Genomic DNA, 18,120 nt, shown 5'->3' with positions numbered 1-18,120 from the left:
GAATTATTTATGGCAGCACATAAAGCTGCAAGCGTCCGAGTGGATATTTGGGCGCGTCTTTCAGAAAGCAAGTGTAACGCAATGAAATCATACGGCGAACCCGGAAGGCTCGCCGCATTATTGAGGGATTAAGGCTGGAAGGTGCCGACGCCCAGTTCGTTCTCTTTGCGCGTGCGCGCAATAACGGAGGCTGGGGTCTCGATGCTGCGCAGGTCCATTTGAGCTTCACCGCGGACAAAAATGCCGCGCAGTGAGTTGGCATAGACATCGACGATATCGACATCAACGAATTTGCCAATGTGTTCTGGCGTGCCTTCAAAATTCACCACGCGATTACATGCAGTACGGCCGGACAGCTCCATCACATTTTTACGTGAAGTGCCTTCGACCAGAATGCGTTGCACAGTGCCAAGCTTACGGCGACTCCAGGCCATCACCTGCTGATTAAGGCGATCCTGCAGAATATAAAGACGCTGTTTTTTCTCGTCGTCGGAGACATCATCCGGCAGGTCGGCAGCGGGGGTTCCCGGACGGGCTGAATAGATAAAGCTGTAGCTGGTATCAAAATTGATTTCACCGACCAGCTTCATGGTCTGCTCGAAGTCTGCCTGCGTTTCGCCAGGAAAACCGATGATAAAGTCAGAGCTGATTTGAATATCCGGGCGTGCAGCAACCAGCTTGCGAATAATCGCTTTGTATTCCAGCGCCGTGTGGGCACGCTTCATCAGCGTCAGGATGCGGTCGGCTCCGCTTTGTACCGGCAGGTGCAGGAAGCTCACCAGCTCTGGTGTGTCGCGGTAGACATCAATGATATCGTCGGTAAATTCGATAGGGTGGCTGGTGGTAAAGCGAATGCGGTCAATACCATCAATGGCGGCAACCAGGCGTAGTAGCTCAGCGAATGAGCAGATACCGCTGTCGAAGGTCTCACCGCGATACGCATTGACGTTCTGACCCAGCAGATTCACCTCACGCACGCCCTGTGCGGCCAGTTGAGCGATCTCGAACAGAATATCATCCGAAGGGCGGCTGACTTCCTCACCGCGCGTATAAGGCACCACGCAGAAGGTGCAGTATTTATTGCAGCCTTCCATGATCGAGACAAATGCGGTCGGCCCATCAGCACGCGGCTCGGGCATGCGGTCAAATTTCTCGATTTCCGGGAAGCTGACGTCAACGATTGGGCTTTTCGTGCCACGCACCGTGTTAATCATCTCTGGCAAACGGTGCAGGGTCTGCGGGCCAAAAACAATATCCACGCAGCTGGCACGTTGGCGCAGTTGATCGCCTTCCTGTGATGCCACACAGCCGCCGACGCCGATAATCACATCGGGATTAGACTCCTTCAGTTTTCTCCAACGGCCAAGCAAAGCAAAAACTTTTTCCTGGGCCTTTTCACGAATCGAACAGGTGTTGAGCAGCAGGACATCGGCATCTTCTGCCGCATCGGTCAGGGTATAACCATGAGTGCTGTTTAACAGGTCTGCCATTTTGGATGAGTCATACTCATTCATCTGACAGCCCCAGGTTTTAATATGCAGTTTTTTTGTCATCGACTTGCCATTTGTCATGCAGAAAGGAGAGCGGGGCGCGTATTGTAGTGCTTCGCTGCCAGTGAGGCCGGTGTTCTGAATGTCACAGAAAAATCCGGTACACTTACGAACGATCAGGATAACAGAATTCTGCCGGTGAGGTGTAGCTGCACAGCACGCGTGATACGGCCGGAGAAGGAAAAAAAATGACGGAAAAAAAACATAAAGTAGATGTGGCCATCGTCGGTGGCGGCATGGTGGGCGCCGCGCTGGCAAGTGGGCTGGCACAGCAGGGTTTTCAGGTCGCGGTACTGGAGCAGGCGGCACCGGCCGCGTTTGATGCTGCCAGCCACCCTGACGTGCGAATTTCGGCCATTGGTGCGGCCTCTGTCGCACTGCTGAAGCAGCTGGATGTCTGGCCTGCGGTACTCGGTATGCGCTGCGTCCCTTATCGTAAGCTGGAGACCTGGGAGTGGCAGACCGCGCATGTCGGATTCGATGCTGAATCGCTCGGCTTACCTGAGCTCGGTTATATGGTTGAAAACAGTGTATTGCAGCGTGCGCTGTGGCAGCGTTTGCAACAACAGGAGGTGGCGCTGTTATGCCCGGCCCGCCTGCGCGATTTACAGCAAGTTAACGGTGGCTGGCAATTGGCGTTGGAGAACGGTGAGACAGTCACAGCCAGGCTGGTCGTGGGGGCCGATGGTGCCAATTCGCAGGTACGTCAGTTAGCGGGCATTGGTATTCACGGCTGGAATTATGCTCAGTCCTGTATGTTAATCAGCGTTCGCTGTGAACAGGATGCCGGGGATACCACCTGGCAGCAGTTTACCCCGGAGGGGCCACGTGCTTTCCTGCCGCTGTTTGACCGCTGGGCTTCACTGGTGTGGTACGACAGCCCGGCGCGTATTCGCCAACTGCAAGCAATGACGATGCCACAGCTGCAAAAAGAGATTCAGGCGCATTTCCCGGCACGTCTCGGCCAGGTTACGCCGTTTGCGGCTGGATCATTCCCGTTGGTTCGTCGTCACGCCACGCGTTATGTCCTCCCTGGCCTGGCGCTGGTGGGTGATGCTGCGCACACCATTAATCCGCTGGCCGGACAGGGCGTAAATCTGGGCTATCGTGATGTTGATGCATTAATCAGTGTATTAAGCGAGTCGCGTCTGCGGGCAGAGGATTGGGCGTCGACGGCGGTATTACAGCGTTATCAGCGTAAACGACAGAAAGATAATCTGCTGATGCAAAGTGGTATGGACCTGTTCTATTTCGCCTTCAGTAATCAGTCTGCGCCGCTTAAAGTGGTGCGTAATCTGGGGCTGATAGTGGCGCAGCATTCTGGCGTGTTAAAACGGCAGGCGCTGAAGTACGCACTGGGATTGTGAGATTGCGGGTTGACCGAAACAGAAGGCCAACCCCTGCATGATCGTTAGTTTGGATTTACTACAGACGTAAAAAAGCCCGCTTGCGCAGGCTTTTATACTTTATGGCTGGGGTGCAGGGATTCGAACCCCGGAATGCTGGTATCAGAAACCAGTGCCTTACCGCTTGGCGACACCCCAATTTTTTATGCGACTGGCGAACCAGGCGTCTTCTTCTTTGCGACTCGTACTACCAGCCGTCTTTATATGGCTGGGGTGCAGGGATTCGAACCCCGGAATGCTGGTATCAGAAACCAGAGCCTTACCACTTGGCGACACCCCAATAAAATTGGTGGCTACTACGGGAATCGAACCTGTGACCCCAGCATTATGAGTGCTGTGCTCTAACCAGCTGAGCTAAGTAGCCTAATTTTACTGCTTTACAATACTAACATACTTCTAAAAAAATGGCTGGGGTACCTGGATTCGAACCAGGGAATGCCGGTATCAAAAACCGGTGCCTTACCGCTTGGCGATACCCCATCCGTGCAAAACCGCTTATGGAAATGGTGCGGGAGGCGAGACTTGAACTCGCACACCTTGCGGCGCCAGAACCTAAATCTGGTGCGTCTACCAATTTCGCCACTCCCGCGCAAAAAAGATGGTGGCTACTACGGGAATCGAACCTGTGACCCCAGCATTATGAGTGCTGTGCTCTAACCAGCTGAGCTAAGTAGCCTTCTTTTTTCGCGTAACCTTCTGCGGCGTTGCGGGGCGCATTATGCGGAGTTGGCCTAAAAGCGTCAACAAGTTTTTTCCCGTTTTTTGTCACAATCGTGTTGTTTGACTGCCTTGTGAGCAGGATGACGATAAAATCAACGAATTCTGATGCTAACAGACGCAACGGCTAAATAAAAACGGGCCACAAGGGCCCGTTAGCGGTGATTCATCAGAACATATTAGTAAGCAGACTGGTGCACACCTACGGCGCGACCTGATGGATCGTCCATGTTTTTGAACGCTTCATCCCATTCTATGGCCTTAGCGGACGAACAGGCCACTGACGGGCCGCCAGGGACGCATTCTGCTGCGCTTGGCAGCGGGAACAGCTCTTCAAAGATTTCACGGTACAAATACGCTTCTTTAGACGTTGGCGTGTTGTACGCGAAACGGAAGTGGGCGGTTTGCAACTGCTGGTCGCTAATCTGCTCTGCAGCCACTTCTTTCAGCGTATCAATCCAGCTGTAGCCCACACCATCAGAGAACTGCTCTTTCTGGCGCCATGCGACGCTGGCTGGCAGGTAAGATTCAAAACACTCACGCAGGATGTGTTTTTCCATTTTACCGTTGCTACCACACATTTTATCCTGTGGGTTGATGCGCATTGCCACATCCAGGAATTTTTTATCCAGGAACGGTACACGCGCTTCCACGCCCCAGGCTGACATCGCCTTGTTAGCGCGAGCACAGTCAAACATATGCAGTGCATGCAATTTACGCACGTTCTCTTCGTGGAATTCACGGGCGTTCGGTGCTTTATGGAAGTAAAGGTAGCCGCCGAACACTTCGTCAGCACCTTCACCGGACAGTACCATCTTAATGCCCATTGCCTTGATTTTACGTGACATCAGGTACATCGGCGTAGACGCGCGGATGGTGGTCACATCATAGGTTTCGATGTGGTAAATCACATCGCGAATCGCATCGAGACCTTCCTGCACGGTGAAATGAATTTCGTGGTGCACGGTACCCAGATGTTCTGCCACGGCTTTCGCCGCGGTCAGGTCCGGCGATCCTTCCAGGCCAACGGCAAAGGAGTGCAGCTGTGGCCACCAGGCTTCGCTTTTATCCTGATCTTCTACGCGCTTCGCCGCAAAACGTTTGGTCACGGCAGAGATAATCGAAGAATCCAGACCACCGGACAGCAGGACACCGTAAGGCACATCTGACATCAGGTGGCTTTTAACGGACTCTTCCAGTGCGTTTTTCAACGCCGCTGCATCAGTGACGTTTTCTTCTACTGCGGCATAGTCAAACCAGTCACGCTGCCAGTAGCGGCGGATCTCGCCATCGGTGCTGGACAGATAGCTTCCCGGTGGGAATTCTTTAATGCTGCGGCATACAGGCACCAGCGCTTTCATTTCGGAAGCGACATACAGGTTACCGTGCTCGTCGTTGCCCATATACAGCGGGATAATCCCGATATGGTCACGGCCGATTAACCAGGTGTTTTTCACACTGTCATACAGAATGAAGGCAAACATGCCTTGCAGGTCATCGAGGAAATCGATGCCTTTTTCCTGATACAGCGCGAGAATCACTTCACAGTCAGACTCGGTCTGGAACTCATAGCGATCGCTCAGTTCAGCGCGCAGCGCCTGATGGTTGTAAATTTCACCGTTCACCGCAAGTACGTGGGTATGCGCTGCGTTGTACAGCGGCTGTGCGCCGTTGTTAACGTCAACGATCGACAGACGCTCATGGACGAGGATCGCTTTGTCATCGGCATACACGCCGGACCAGTCCGGGCCACGGTGACGCATCAGACGTGAAAGCTCCAGGGCTTTCTTGCGCAGTTCAACAGGATCGCTTTTCAGATCGAGTACACCAAAAATAGAACACATAAACAGCTCCCTAACGACTTACCTTGCGGTGATGATATTGGTTTAAAGCGACAGATATCGCGTGATGTATAAGAAAATGCGCTAACCAGTGAGGTGATGCAAGTAATTTAGTCATTAGGTGAAAAATAGCCTGTTGACCAAGGTGAATTCTTAGTGGATATGCAAATTAAATGGAGTTTTATTGACGAATCGATAATGAATGGTGAAAAGTGAACAAGAAGTGCACAGCGTGGGGGCGGTGCCCGGCGGACCGGGCAGAAAACTAGATAATGTCGATATCGGCAACGGAAGGGTAGATCCAGGTAGGACGGAACGGCATCGCGTCAACGTCACTCAGGCTGGAAACTCCCGACAGAACCAGAATGGTTTCCAACCCGGCCTGGAAGCCAGCAAGAATATCGGTGCGCAGGTTATCACCTACGATCACCGTTTCTTCGGAGTGCGCCTGAATCTTATTCAGTGCTGCACGCATAATCCACGGACTGGGTTTACCGACGTAAAAAGGCTGACGGCCGGATATTTTTTCGATACCTGCGCAAAGCGCGCCACAGGCTGGTGAGAAGCCATGTCCACGGCTGTCCGGGTTAGTTGCGATGAATCGTGCACCATTGGCCACGAAGAAAGCGGCTTTATGCATCATGTCCCAGTTAAAGGAACGGGTTTCTCCGACGATAACGAAATCAGGATTGATATCGGTAATCGTAAATCCGGCTTTGTACAGCTCATGGATCAACGCGCCTTCTCCAACCACATAGGCTTTTTTTCCTTCCTGACGCTTCAGGAAGTCCGCAGTGGCCATTGCAGAGGTATAGAACACGCTGTCCGGCAGTTCAATGCCGGCAGAGGCAAAGCGATTAGACAGGTCCATCGCGGTTTGGGAAGGGTAGTTTGTTAACACCACCAGCGGCATATTATTGCCGACGATGCGCTGTAAAAACTCACGCGCGCCGGGGACGGCAGTATTGTCGTGCATCAGCACGCCGTCGATATCACAGATTACGTTCTTTATCGTCATGCGTTCAGAGTCCATCATTCAATTAACCTTCCAGCAGGCGCTGAAGCAGAATTCCGTTGAGCATGGCGCGTTTCACCAGTGCAAAAGCACCAATGGCCGATCGGTGGTCGATCTCCGAGCGTACAACGGGTAAATTTTTACGGAAGGCTTTGAGTGCCTGAGTATTAATGCAGCCTTCAATTGCCGGCAGCAGCACTTTATCTGCTTCCGTAATTTCACCGGCAATGACAATTTTTTGTGGATTGAACAGATTAATGGCAATGGCGATTGCTTTGCCGAGGTGACGGCCAACATGTTCAATCACTTCACTTGATAGCGCATCTCCGCGATTGGCGGCACGGCAGATAAGTTGAATCTGACAATCATCAAGGGTGAGACTACTTGGATAACCCTGCGTGAGTAGATGGCGCACGCGATGTTCAATGGCGCTGTTGGCAGCGATAGTTTCAAGACAGCCAAAGTTGCCGCAGTGGCAACGCTCGCCTAACGGGTCCACCTGGATGTGCCCCAGCTCACCCACGTTGCCGTTGCTGCCGAGGAAAATCTGACCGTTAGCAATAATCCCGGCACCTGTTCCCCGATGAACACGCACCAAAATGGAGTCAGCACAATCGCGCGATGCGCCAAAATAGTGCTCTGCCAGGGCCAGACTACGGATGTCATGGCCGACAAAACTGGTGACATTGAATCGTTTTTCCAGGTTGGCGACCAGCGGCCAGTGGCTGACGCTGATGTGTGGCATATAACGAATAATACCGTTTTTCGGGTCGACCAGACCTGGCAGAATGACGGAGATCGCAATCAGTTCGCGCAGTTTGCGCTGATGCAGTTCGCTAAAGTCAGCAATGGCCTTAAACAGCGCGTTTTCGAGGGTTTCCTGCGTGCGTTCTGGCAGTGGGTAGTGCTCTTCCGCCAGCGATTTTCCGCTTAAATCAAACAGGGTGACGGTGGCATCGTTGCGACCAAGGCGCACGCCAATGGTATTAAATCCGCGGGTTTCCGTAATGATAGAAATCGCCCGGCGCCCCCCGGTAGAAGCCTGTTGGTCAACTTCTTTAATCAGACCACGCTCAATGAGCTGACGCGTGATCTTGGTGACACTGGCGGGGGCGAGCTGACTGTGCTCGGCGATCTGGATTCGTGAGATAGGGCCCTGCTGATCGATGAGCCGGTAGACGGCTGCACCATTAAGTTGTTTAACAAGATCAACATTTCCAATTTGAGCCTGGCCGCCAGTGGTCATTAAATATCTACTCGCTTAAGACCTCGTTACCATTAACGATAGTCCGGGTGATTTTGTAATCGCGGGTGAACACCGTCAGATTAGCCACTTTCCCGGCTTCAATTGACCCTAAATGCGTGTCTACCCCCATTGCGCGGGCCGGATAAAGTGTTGCCATACGCAGCGCCTCGTCAAGGGAAATGCCCACGTGTTCGACGCTGTTTGCTACAGCCTCAATCATAGTTAGCGCAGATCCGCTCAGAGTGCCGTTCTCATCAACACACAGCCCGTTGCGATAGTATATTGTTTTACCAGCAAAAATGAACCGATCAATAGAAGCACCCGCCGGTGCCGTGGCATCGGTAACGAGGATCAGTTTGTCGCCTTTGGTTCGTTTAGCATTACGAATGTTAGCGTAATGGACATGTAAACCGTCGGCGATGATACCGCACCAGACATCCGGTGAATCAAACAACGCACCGATTAATCCAGGTTCACGACCGCTGGTGGTCGGCATAGCGTTATATAAATGCGTGGCAAAGGAGACCCCGGCATCAATCCCGGCAAGCGCTTCGTCATAAGTACCGTGGGAATGGCCCGCAGAGATGATAATCCCGGCATCACGCAGTTGACGAACAACCGCGGCGTCTACTTTTTCTGGCGCGAGGGTAATCTTACTGATGACATCGGCGTTGGCACACAGGAAATCGACCAGCGCGCTATCTGGAGCACGGATGAGGTCTGGATTGTGGGTGCCTTTTTTCAACGGATTGAGCCAGGGGCCTTCCAGATGCAGGCCGAGCGCCTGGTTGCTGTTCTGCGCCAGCCAGGCACGCATCACTTCAACGGCACGTTTCATCAGCTCATCGGTGCTGGTGATAAGCGTAGGCAGAAAGCTGGTACAGCCTGACTTCTCATTGGCTTTCTGCATGATTTGCAGGGTTTCTACGCTGATCGCTGAAATATCATCGTTAAACTGCACGCCGCCGCAGCCATTCAGCTGCAGGTCAATAAAGCCAGGGGCAATAATCGCACCGCCAACCTGACGAGTTTCAATGCCAGCGGGCAGATCCTCCAGCGGGCAGATACGATCGATCAGGCCATTGGCAACCACTACCGCATGCCGATCGAGGATTTTATGGCCTGTGTAGATACGGCCCTGGGTTAATGCGTACATAGTTGTTCTCCTGACTTTCCTGATATTTCTTGTCCTGCCGGCAGGGCGCTAACCCTCCGGCAGGCACCGGTCTGAAATGACGACAGCGACCAGGGATGATCACAGATCTTTAATATTTCCAGCTTCCATCTCGCGGAAATACTTCACGGTTTTCATCTTCAGCTCCATCGTGGACGGTTCATCACACACCACGACCGCTTTCGCGTGCAGCTGCAAACAGCTGATGGTCCACATATGATTCACGTTGCCTTCTACTGCGGCTTGCAGCGCCTGAGCTTTCAGATGGCCCGTGACCAGAATCATCACCTCTTCTGCATCCAGTAATGTACCCACACCCACCGTCAGGGCATATTTTGGCACCTGGTCGACGTCGCCACCAAAGAAGCGTGAGTTGGCGATGCGGGTATCGTGAGTCAGCGTTTTAATACGGGTACGAGACGCCAGAGAGGAAGCGGGTTCGTTAAAGGCAATGTGTCCGTCATTTCCTACGCCACCCATGAACAGGTGAATTTTGCCGTAAGAACGGATTTTTTCCTCATATTGGCGACATTCTGCGTCAATATCCGGTGCATTACCATTGAGAAGGTTGATGTTTTCACTTGAAATATCAACATGATCAAAAAAGTTACGGAACATAAAACTGTGGTAACTTTCCGGGTGCTCTTTCGGCAGGCCGACATATTCATCCATATTGAAGGTCACAACATGCTTGAAGCTGACCTGGCCCGCTTTGTGCATATCAATAAGATGTTTATAGGCTTCCAGCGGTGTGCCTCCAGTGGGTAAGCCCAGGACAAACGGACGATCGGCGGTAGGATTGAACGCATTGATGCGATTTACAATATGGCGTGCCGCCCATTTTCCGACCTGGGCTGGTGTTGCCAGAGGAATCAGTCTCATGTTGCACCTCGTATATAAGCAGAGTTAGGTATTAAGTTAAAACGGTGCTCTGTCGTTGTTCTGGTAAGCGTAACGCGATTACCATCATGCAACAGAGGGATTTGTCCGTTTTGATTTTTCGAATCATAAAATAAGTTTGTGCTGTTGACCAGCCATATGCTAAGAATAATGCGTTTTTAGGTGATTTTAATCACATATATGACGGTTTAATTTGCGAAGCGAATTAATTTTTTTTTACACTTCGTTTCGTGGTGTGTAGTGTCGGGCTGACAAAAAAAACCGTGAAAAAAAACAGACGGTTTTTGCCGCCTTAACGGGTCTCATAGGGGGAAATGGTGAATATTTTAGGATTCTTTCAAAGATTAGGGCGGTCGTTACAGCTGCCAATAGCCGTGCTGCCTGTTGCTGCACTGATGCTGCGCTTCGGCCAGCCTGATTTACTCAATATGCCGTTTATTGCACAGGGCGGCGGGGCGATTTTTGACAACCTCGCACTGATTTTTGCTATCGGTGTGGCGTCGACCTGGTCTAAAGACAACGCCGGTGCTGCCGCGCTGGCTGGTGCTGTGGGTTACTTTATTCTGACCAAAGCGATGGTGACCATCAACCCAACGGTCAATATGGGTGTGCTGGCGGGGATTATTACGGGCCTGATAGCCGGTATGACCTACAACCGCTGGGCTGACATCAAACTGCCTGACTTCCTGAGCTTCTTTGGCGGTAAACGCTTCGTACCTATCGCGACGGGCTTTTTCTGTCTGGTGCTGGCGGCGGTGTTTGGTTATGTCTGGCCTCCGGTTCAGGCGGCAATTCATTCCGGCGGTGAGTGGATTGTCTCTGAGGGGGCTTTCGGTGCGGGTATCTTCGGTTTCGTTAACCGTCTGCTGATCCCAACCGGTTTGCATCAGGTGCTGAACACTATTGCCTGGTTCCAGATTGGTGAGTTCACCAATGCGGCCGGTGCTGTGGTCCACGGTGATATCAACCGCTTCTATGCGGGTGACGGCACGGCGGGGATGTTCATGTCCGGGTTCTTCCCGATCATGATGTTTGGTCTGCCGGGTGCTGCACTGGCGATGTATCTGGCTGCGCCGAAAGCGCGCCGTCCAATGGTTGGCGGTATGCTGCTTTCTGTTGCGGTGACCGCATTCCTGACGGGTGTGACCGAGCCGCTGGAATTCCTGTTTATGTTCCTGGCGCCGATGCTGTATCTGATCCACGCCTTGCTGACGGGCATCAGTCTGTTTGTGGCGACAACGCTGGGCATTCATGCCGGGTTCTCTTTCTCTGCGGGCGCCATCGACTATGTATTGATGTATAAATTGCCTGCGGCCAGCCAGAATGTGTGGTTGCTGCTGGTGATGGGGCTGGTGGCCTTTGTAGTCTACTTCGTTCTGTTCAGCGCAGTGATCCGTATGCTCAATCTGAAAACGCCAGGCCGCGAAGATGAAGGCGACCTGCTGGTAAAAGATGAAGCGAACAGCAATACCGAAGAGGGCTTGGCAGACCTGTCCCGCCAGTATATTGGTGCGATTGGTGGCTCGGATAACCTTAATGTTATTGATGCCTGCATCACTCGCCTGCGTCTGTCCGTTAAAGATGCATCGCTGGTGAATGATGCACAGTGTAAACGCCTGGGGGCTTCCGGGGTGGTGAAACTGAACAAGCAGACCATTCAGGTGATTGTGGGTGCGAAAGCAGAATCCATCGCCGAAGAGATGAAAAAGCAGATTGCTAAAGGCCCGGTTGCTGCCGCAGCGGCGAGCTCGAAACCTGTTGCGCCAGTCGCCGCTCCGCAGGCAATACCCAATGCGGCTAAAGGGGTGATCGGTACACTGGTTGCACCGGTTAGCGGTAAGGTTGTTGCCATTGACCAGGTGCCTGATGAAGCCTTCGCCAGCAAAGCCGTGGGCGACGGCCTGGCCATCTTGCCAACCGGTAGCACCGTTGTTGCTCCGGCTTCCGGTACGCTGGTGAAAATCTTTAATACTAACCATGCATTCTGTCTTGAAACCGAAAACGGCGTCGAAATTGTAGTGCACATGGGGCTGGATACGGTTGCACTGGAAGGTAAAGGGTTTACGCGTCTGGCTGAAGAAGGCTCAACGGTAGTGGCGGGTCAGCCAGTACTGGAAATGGACCTTGTCTTCCTGAATGCGAATGCCCGTTCGATGATCAGTCCGGTGGTGATCAGCAACATTGATGATTTCGCGGGATTAACGCTGCTGGCCGGTGAAACCGTGGTAGCGGGTGAGACCCGAATCGTTGAAATTAATGGCTAACACCGTCGACTGATGCGACTGTGACAGGGCGGGAAGCGATTCCCGCCCTTTTTTTATGTGATTCCCGCAACAAACGGTTGTTTCCCCTCTCTGCTTTGTGGATCATACTCCGTTATTTCATAGCTAATTTAAGCCATGCACTATTGAGGAAATTGAGATGAGTGAGGCTGAAGCCCGCCCAACTAACTTTATTCGTCAGATCATCGACGAAGATCTGGCGAACGGCAAGCACAGCTCAGTGCATACCCGCTTCCCGCCTGAGCCGAATGGCTATCTGCATATTGGTCATGCGAAATCGATCTGCCTGAACTTTGGCATCGCACAAGATTATCAGGGGCAGTGCAACCTGCGCTTCGATGACACCAACCCGGTGAAAGAAGATCTGGAGTTTGTTGAGTCGATCAAGCGCGATGTGCAATGGCTGGGTTTCACGTGGAGCGGTGAAGTACGCTACTCATCTGATTATTTTGAACAGCTGCATAACTATGCTGTTGAACTGATCACCAAAGGGCTGGCTTATGTTGACGAACTGTCGCCTGAGCAGATCCGTGAATACCGTGGCAGCCTGACGTCAGCGGGTAAAAACAGTCCCTACCGCGATCGCAGTGTGGAAGAGAACCTGGCGCTGTTTGCCAAAATGCGTGCCGGTGGCTTTGCCGAAGGCACCGCCTGCCTGCGCGCTAAAATCGATATGGCTTCCAACTTTATCGTGCTGCGCGATCCGGTGATTTACCGTATTAAATTTGCTGAACATCATCAGACCGGTAACGCCTGGTGCATCTATCCGATGTACGACTTTACCCACTGCATCTCGGATGCGCTGGAAGGCATTACCCACTCCCTGTGTACGCTGGAGTTCCAGGACAACCGTCGTCTGTACGACTGGGTGCTGGATAACATCACTATTCCCGTTCACCCGCGTCAGTATGAGTTCTCCCGTCTGAATCTCGAATACGCCATTATGTCTAAGCGTAAATTGAGCCAGCTGGTGTCTGAGAATGTGGTGGAAGGCTGGGACGATCCTCGCATGCTGACTGTTTCTGGTCTGCGTCGCCGTGGTTACAGCGCTGAGTCTATCCGTGAGTTTTGCCGCCGTATCGGCGTGACAAAACAGGATAATATCGTTGAGATGGCTGCGCTGGAATCCTGTATTCGTGACGACCTGAACGAAAATGCACCGCGCGCGATGGCGGTGATGGATCCGGTTAAAGTGGTGATTGAAAACCTGCCTGCGCATCATGACGAGATGATTAGCATGCCGAATCATCCGAACAAGCCCGAAATGGGAACACGTGAAGTGCCGTTCAGCCGTGAGATCTATATCGATCGCGCTGATTTCCGAGAAGAAGCGAACAAGCAGTACAAACGTCTGGTGCTGGGCAAAGAAGTCCGCCTGCGTAACGCTTACGTGATCAAAGCCGAGCGTGTGGCGAAAGATGACGAAGGCAACATCACCTGCCTGTTCTGTACCTGCGATGTGGATACTCTGAGCAAAGATCCGGCTGACGGCCGTAAAGTGAAGGGCGTGATCCACTGGGTATCGGCTGTTCATGCGCTGCCAGCGGAGTTCCGTCTTTATGATCGCCTGTTCAGCGTGCCGAACCCGGCAGCGGCAGAAGACTTCCTCGCCAGCATCAACCCGGATTCTTTAGTGATCCGCCAGGGCTTTGTTGAGCCGGGTATGCAGCAGGCGGAAGCCTCTGCGCCGTATCAGTTTGAGCGCGAAGGTTATTTCTGTGCCGATAGCGTGTATTCCAGTGCCAGCAATCTGGTGTTTAACCGCACCGTTGGCCTGCGTGATACCTGGGCAAAAGTGGGCGAGTAAACCGCTATTTGCTGATAAAAGGCCGCCGATGCGGCCTTTTTTTCGTCTGCTACTTATAATTCGGCACACAGATAATCAATAAACATCCGCGTTTTACGCGGCAGAGCGGTGCGGGTGGCAAAGACAGCGCTGACGGGCTGTACCGGTAGCTGCCAGTCATTGAACAGAAGCTGTAATTCTCCGCTGGCCAGATCGTCTGTCACCAGCCATTCAGGCAGCACCGCCACGCCCATTCCGGCCAGTGCCATCTGGCGCATAATCTGCGCAGAATTGGCGCTGTAACGTGCTTCGCTTTTCACTTCACAACGATCCTGCCCGCGCTGGAAATGCCAGCGGCCGGGATGGGAGAGATTACTGTTGTGTATCCATGGCAGGGTGCCCACCTCACTGAGCTGTTGCAGCGAATAGCGCGCCATCAGCAGCGGCGACGCCACCAGCACAATACGGTATTCCCCCAATTTGCGACTCTTTAGCGAGGAGTCGCGCAGTGTGCCGAGGCGGATAGCCACATCCAGTTTGTTGCTCACCAGGTCATCAAGCGAGGCACCGACGTTATAGCTCAGGGTGAGCCCGGGGTGACGCTGGCAAAAACGGGCTACGGGTGGCATCAGGAACTGCTGGCCATACTCCCAGGTGGAGGTGATACGCAGTTCCCCCGATAGCGGCTGGCTGTCATCGGTGATGCGACTTACGGCAAGGTCGATATCGCAGAAGATCCCCTTAAAATCCTGGTAGAGCTGGCTTCCGCTCTCTGTCAGCGCCAGGTTACGGGTATTGCGCGTCAGCAGGGCGACGCCGAGTACCTGTTCCAGTGTCTTAATATGCAGGCTGACCATCGCCTTACTTAAGCCGAGATTATCGGCGGCGCGGGTAAAACTGCCGCTTTCCACGACCGCAAAAAAAGTGTGAATTTTATCCAGTTGAGCATGCATGGGATTGTTTACTTATATCGAACAATCTTTTCACTGTATGCCAGTCGATCTCCGTGGTCAATCGCCGCTATGCTGCGCCCGGAGGTATGACTATGAGCTATCGCTACCGCATAGCAGTAATTTTCCTGCTCGGCTTCTTTATTGATTGTATTAATATTTTTATGTCGGCGATTGCGCTGCCGGAGATGGCGGGAGAACTGCGTATAGCCAGCGGTTCGCTCGGCTGGGTGGCCAACAGCTATATACTCGGCTTGACGGTGATTATCCCAATAAGCAGCTGGCTTGCCGGGCGTTATGGTGCTCGCCGGGTGCTGGTGGCCTCGATGTTGCTGTTCAGCCTGGCGGCACTGGGCTGCGGTCTGGCAGATACGTTTATCACGTTGGTAATGTGGCGTTTTGTACAGGGTATGGCGGGAGGGTTGCTCATCCCGGTGGGGCAGGCTCTGACATTTAATCTGTTTAAGGGCAAGGAACGGGCAACCATATCGACCCTGATTATGAGCGTGGCATTGATTGCGCCAGCACTGTCGCCGCTGCTGGGCGGCATGATTGTCGACAGCCTCTCATGGCGCTGGATTTTCTGGTGCAATATTCCGTTCAGCCTGATGGCCGCTGCGCTGGCCGCGCTGTGGGTGCAGCGTGAAACGCGGGTGGCAGTCCGGCCTGATATCCGTGGCATTCTGCTGGTGTGCCTGGCACTGGCTGCCGTTCTGCTTGGGTTGTCGCAGCTTGCGGAGGCGGGGTCTCTTATTTCTGCATCGTTATGGCTGCTGGCCGCGTTGGGCCTGGCTATCGGCTATTTGCGCCATTACCATCGTCAACCCCAGGCGGTGATTGATTTGAAGCTGTTGCGTAATCCCCGGCTAAAGCTGGCGGTGGTCATTTACTACGCCGTGCCGGGCATCTTCACCGGTGTGAACCTGCTCAACATTTTTTATCTGCAACAGTGCCTGCATTTTTCTGCCGAACGTTGTGGAGCATTTATGCTGCTGTACGGTGGTGGGGCACTGGTGGCGATGCTGGTATGTGGTCGTCTTTACCATTGTCTGGGCGCACTGACCCTGTTCAGCTGTGGGTTGGTCTTACATGCAGGCGGCATCGTGCTGCTGGCGCTGGTACAGAGTCCCGAACAGGTGATGCTATTGAATGCGGCTTATCTGCTGATGGGGATTGGCGGTGGAATCAGTGCCAATACGGCACAAACCAGTGCTCTGACTGATTTTCACGATGAGCAGATGACGCGGGCCAGTGTGATATGGAATATTAATCGTCAGCTTTCATTCAGCCTCGGCGCCGCATTGTTTACACTGCTGTTTACGTTGATGAGCCGCCACTATTCTGCTGCTCAGTCTTATCATCAGGTCTTTGTTGTTGCCGCAGTTACCGGCCTGTTCCCCTTGTGGATGATTTATCGCCACGCCCGTCATAAGGATGTTGTATGTCAGCGTTAACCGAAAAAGCCTGTGAAAGTATCATTGTACTGCATCAGCTTATTGAGAAAGTGTTTCACGGAGATGGGAGCTTTGTCCCTGAGCTGTTGCGACATTTTGAACCCGATTTTATCATGGTCGCGCCCAGCGGAAAAAGTCTGTCGATGGAGGAGGTGACTGCGCTGTTCACTCGTCTGGTCGGCGAACGGCAGGGTGTTGCTATCACGATTGAACACTGCAAAGTGATCTCTCAGTTTGGCCAGGAAGTAGCGATCCAGTATCACGAGCTACAACAGCAGGGTGATAATCATACCCACCGTATTTCACTGGCGGTGATTGATTGTGGTTGTACGCCACCTCGCTGGCGCTATTTGCAGGAAACAATGGTGGTCAGTTAATTACTGTACTAGTTCGTGAGTGTGATTCTGTGTAGACTATGCGGCATTCTTGCCGTTTAGCCAGTGGATTATCCCGGTTTATGGCATGTTATTTATTGCATTCGCTAAGGGATTTCATGGCTACACCTGCTTCTGCTGTTCGTCTGCCGTCAACACTCTGGGGGGCGTTGATTATCAGTGGCACCATTATTGGTGCCGGGATGTTCTCGCTGCCGGTAGTGATGTCCGGTGCCTGGTTTGCCTGGTCCTCCGCGCTGCTGATCGTGACCTGGTTCTGTATGCTGCTGTCCGGATTACTGTATCTGGAAGCCAGCCTGCATTATCCCATCGGGGCGAGTTTTGATACGGTCACACGCGATTTACTTGGGCGTGGCTGGAACCTGATCAACGGTTTGTCCGTGGTCTTTGTGCTGGGGATCCTCACCTATGCGTACATTTCTGCCAGTGGCGCGATTATTCAGCACAGCCTTAATCAATTAAATGTCGGAATATCGGCACGTATGGCTGGGCTGCTCTTTACGCTACTGGTGGCGCTGTTTATCTGGCTGGGAACAGCGGTTGTCAGCCGGATGACGCTGATTTTTCTCGGCGCGAAGATCCTCACCTTTTTGATGATTTTTGGCGGCCTGCTGTGGCATGTTCAGCCGGCTATTCTGCTCGACAGCCAGGGAGCCGATCGCGATTATCTGCGATATCTCTGGATAGTGGTGCCGTTTTGTCTGGCCTCCTTCGGCTACCATGGCAACATTGCCGGGTTGACGACTTACTACCATAAGAATGCAGGCCGCGTGAGCCGTTGCCTGATTTACGGCACGCTGCTGGCTCTGATGATTTACTTTATCTGGATCATCGGCACGATGGGCAATATTCCCCGCAGCGAATTTAAAGCGATTGCCGCGCAAGGCGGTAATATTGACGTACTGGTGGGGGCGTTATCCGGCGTACTGCACAATCGCTCTCTGAATCTGTTACTGGATATCTTCTCTAACTTCGCCGTTGCCTGTTCATTCCTCGGTGTCAGTCTTGGCTTTTTTGATTACCTTGCCGATCTCTTTAAACTGGATAACTCCGCGTCCGGAAGATTAAAAACCACGCTGCTGACGTTTATTCTGCCGCTAACGGCCGCGATGATCTGGCCCAACGGTTTTCTGCTGGCAATCGGTTATGCCGGGCTGGCCGCGACGTTGTGGGCTGTTGTCACGCCAGCGCTACTAGCCTGGCAGTCACGTCGACGTTTTGCCACTGCCACGTGGCGAGTCAGAGGGGGGATGGCACCGATTGTGCTGGTTCTGCTGTTTGGTGCACTGAATGCCGTGGTCTCGTTGCTTTCATATGGTGGCTGGCTGCCGCTCTATACGCGATAACCTTTTGAGACAGATTGGCAGCGTTTTAGCCGGGAGGAATCGCTATAACGCAGGCATA

General features: G+C 52.9%; 13 protein-coding genes and 6 tRNA genes. 6 read left to right on the top strand and 13 right to left on the bottom strand.

Features of this window, described 5'->3' with window-relative positions; genetic code table 11:
* Positions 1 to 128: 128 nt before the first annotated feature.
* Entirely contained in the window at positions 129 to 1,553 is a 1,425-nt protein-coding gene (gene miaB / locus FY046_RS08000) for a tRNA (N6-isopentenyl adenosine(37)-C2)-methylthiotransferase MiaB (RefSeq protein WP_167864130.1), read from the bottom strand.
* A gap of 185 nt (positions 1,554 to 1,738) precedes the next feature.
* On the opposite strand from miaB, the gene ubiF reads away from it, so the two are divergent.
* Positions 1,739 to 2,917 carry a 3-demethoxyubiquinol 3-hydroxylase gene (gene ubiF / locus FY046_RS07995; RefSeq protein ID WP_212813893.1) on the top strand — a complete coding sequence of 393 codons (1,179 nt, stop codon included), beginning with the start codon at positions 1,739 to 1,741 and terminating at the stop codon, positions 2,915 to 2,917.
* Positions 2,918 to 3,019: 102 nt separating this feature from the next.
* Here the strand turns inward: ubiF and FY046_RS07990 are convergent.
* From FY046_RS07990 to nagB, 11 genes are all read right to left on the bottom strand, one after another.
* A tRNA-Gln gene (locus FY046_RS07990) sits at positions 3,020 to 3,094 on the bottom strand.
* A gap of 67 nt (positions 3,095 to 3,161) precedes the next feature.
* A tRNA-Gln gene (locus FY046_RS07985) sits at positions 3,162 to 3,236 on the bottom strand.
* Between the two features lie 7 nt (positions 3,237 to 3,243).
* Positions 3,244 to 3,320 (bottom strand) — tRNA-Met (locus tag FY046_RS07980).
* 41 nt (positions 3,321 to 3,361) lie between these two features.
* Positions 3,362 to 3,436: transfer RNA gene (locus FY046_RS07975), tRNA-Gln, on the bottom strand.
* A 24-nt stretch (positions 3,437 to 3,460) separates the two neighbouring features.
* A tRNA-Leu gene (locus tag FY046_RS07970) sits at positions 3,461 to 3,545 on the bottom strand.
* Between the two features lie 10 nt (positions 3,546 to 3,555).
* A tRNA-Met gene (locus FY046_RS07965) sits at positions 3,556 to 3,632 on the bottom strand.
* Between the two features lie 220 nt (positions 3,633 to 3,852).
* The gene (gene asnB, locus FY046_RS07960; RefSeq protein ID WP_133845568.1) at positions 3,853 to 5,517 is read right to left on the bottom strand and encodes an asparagine synthase B; all 1,665 of its coding nucleotides are present in this window, start codon (positions 5,515 to 5,517) and stop codon (positions 3,853 to 3,855) included.
* 262 nt (positions 5,518 to 5,779) lie between these two features.
* Entirely contained in the window at positions 5,780 to 6,532 is a 753-nt protein-coding gene (locus tag FY046_RS07955; RefSeq protein ID WP_133845775.1) for an HAD-IIA family hydrolase, read from the bottom strand.
* Positions 6,533 to 6,554: 22 nt separating this feature from the next.
* Positions 6,555 to 7,775 carry a DNA-binding transcriptional regulator NagC gene (gene nagC, locus FY046_RS07950; RefSeq protein WP_133845566.1) on the bottom strand — a complete coding sequence of 407 codons (1,221 nt, stop codon included), beginning with the start codon at positions 7,773 to 7,775 and terminating at the stop codon, positions 6,555 to 6,557.
* A gap of 7 nt (positions 7,776 to 7,782) precedes the next feature.
* Positions 7,783 to 8,931 carry an N-acetylglucosamine-6-phosphate deacetylase gene (gene nagA / locus FY046_RS07945; protein WP_446185933.1) on the bottom strand — a complete coding sequence of 383 codons (1,149 nt, stop codon included), beginning with the start codon at positions 8,929 to 8,931 and terminating at the stop codon, positions 7,783 to 7,785.
* Positions 8,932 to 9,030: 99 nt separating this feature from the next.
* A complete protein-coding gene (gene nagB / locus FY046_RS07940) occupies positions 9,031 to 9,831 on the bottom strand; it encodes a glucosamine-6-phosphate deaminase (protein WP_133845562.1) in 801 nt (266 codons plus the stop codon).
* Positions 9,832 to 10,166: 335 nt separating this feature from the next.
* Here nagB and nagE point away from each other — a divergent pair, with 335 nt between their 5' ends.
* Positions 10,167 to 12,113, top strand: coding sequence for a PTS N-acetyl glucosamine transporter subunit IIABC (gene nagE / locus FY046_RS07935; RefSeq protein WP_133845774.1), 1,947 nt, complete (start codon positions 10,167 to 10,169; stop codon positions 12,111 to 12,113).
* Between the two features lie 157 nt (positions 12,114 to 12,270).
* Entirely contained in the window at positions 12,271 to 13,938 is a 1,668-nt protein-coding gene (gene glnS, locus FY046_RS07930; protein ID WP_133845560.1) for a glutamine--tRNA ligase, read from the top strand.
* A 53-nt stretch (positions 13,939 to 13,991) separates the two neighbouring features.
* On the opposite strand, the gene FY046_RS07925 is transcribed toward glnS, so the two are convergent.
* Complete coding sequence (locus FY046_RS07925; protein ID WP_133845558.1) at positions 13,992 to 14,870, bottom strand: LysR family transcriptional regulator; 879 nt, start codon at positions 14,868 to 14,870, stop codon at positions 13,992 to 13,994.
* 92 nt (positions 14,871 to 14,962) lie between these two features.
* On the opposite strand from FY046_RS07925, the gene FY046_RS07920 reads away from it, so the two are divergent.
* The 3 genes from FY046_RS07920 (at position 14,963) to mtr (ending at position 18,062) form a co-directional block, all read left to right on the top strand.
* On the top strand, positions 14,963 to 16,321 hold the full coding sequence (locus FY046_RS07920) for an MFS transporter (protein WP_159337436.1): 1,359 nt from the start codon (positions 14,963 to 14,965) through the stop codon (positions 16,319 to 16,321).
* A complete protein-coding gene (locus FY046_RS07915) occupies positions 16,309 to 16,698 on the top strand; it encodes a hypothetical protein (protein WP_159337435.1) in 390 nt (129 codons plus the stop codon). Before FY046_RS07920 ends, FY046_RS07915 begins: the two co-directional genes overlap by 13 nt.
* A gap of 116 nt (positions 16,699 to 16,814) precedes the next feature.
* A complete protein-coding gene (mtr, locus tag FY046_RS07910) occupies positions 16,815 to 18,062 on the top strand; it encodes a tryptophan permease (RefSeq protein ID WP_133845552.1) in 1,248 nt (415 codons plus the stop codon).
* Positions 18,063 to 18,120: the final 58 nt, after the last annotated feature.

The organism is Erwinia sp. 1181_3 (genome assembly GCF_052824965.1).
Note: the sequence above shows the minus strand (reverse complement) of the source record. Positions and strands in the feature narration are given on the sequence as shown.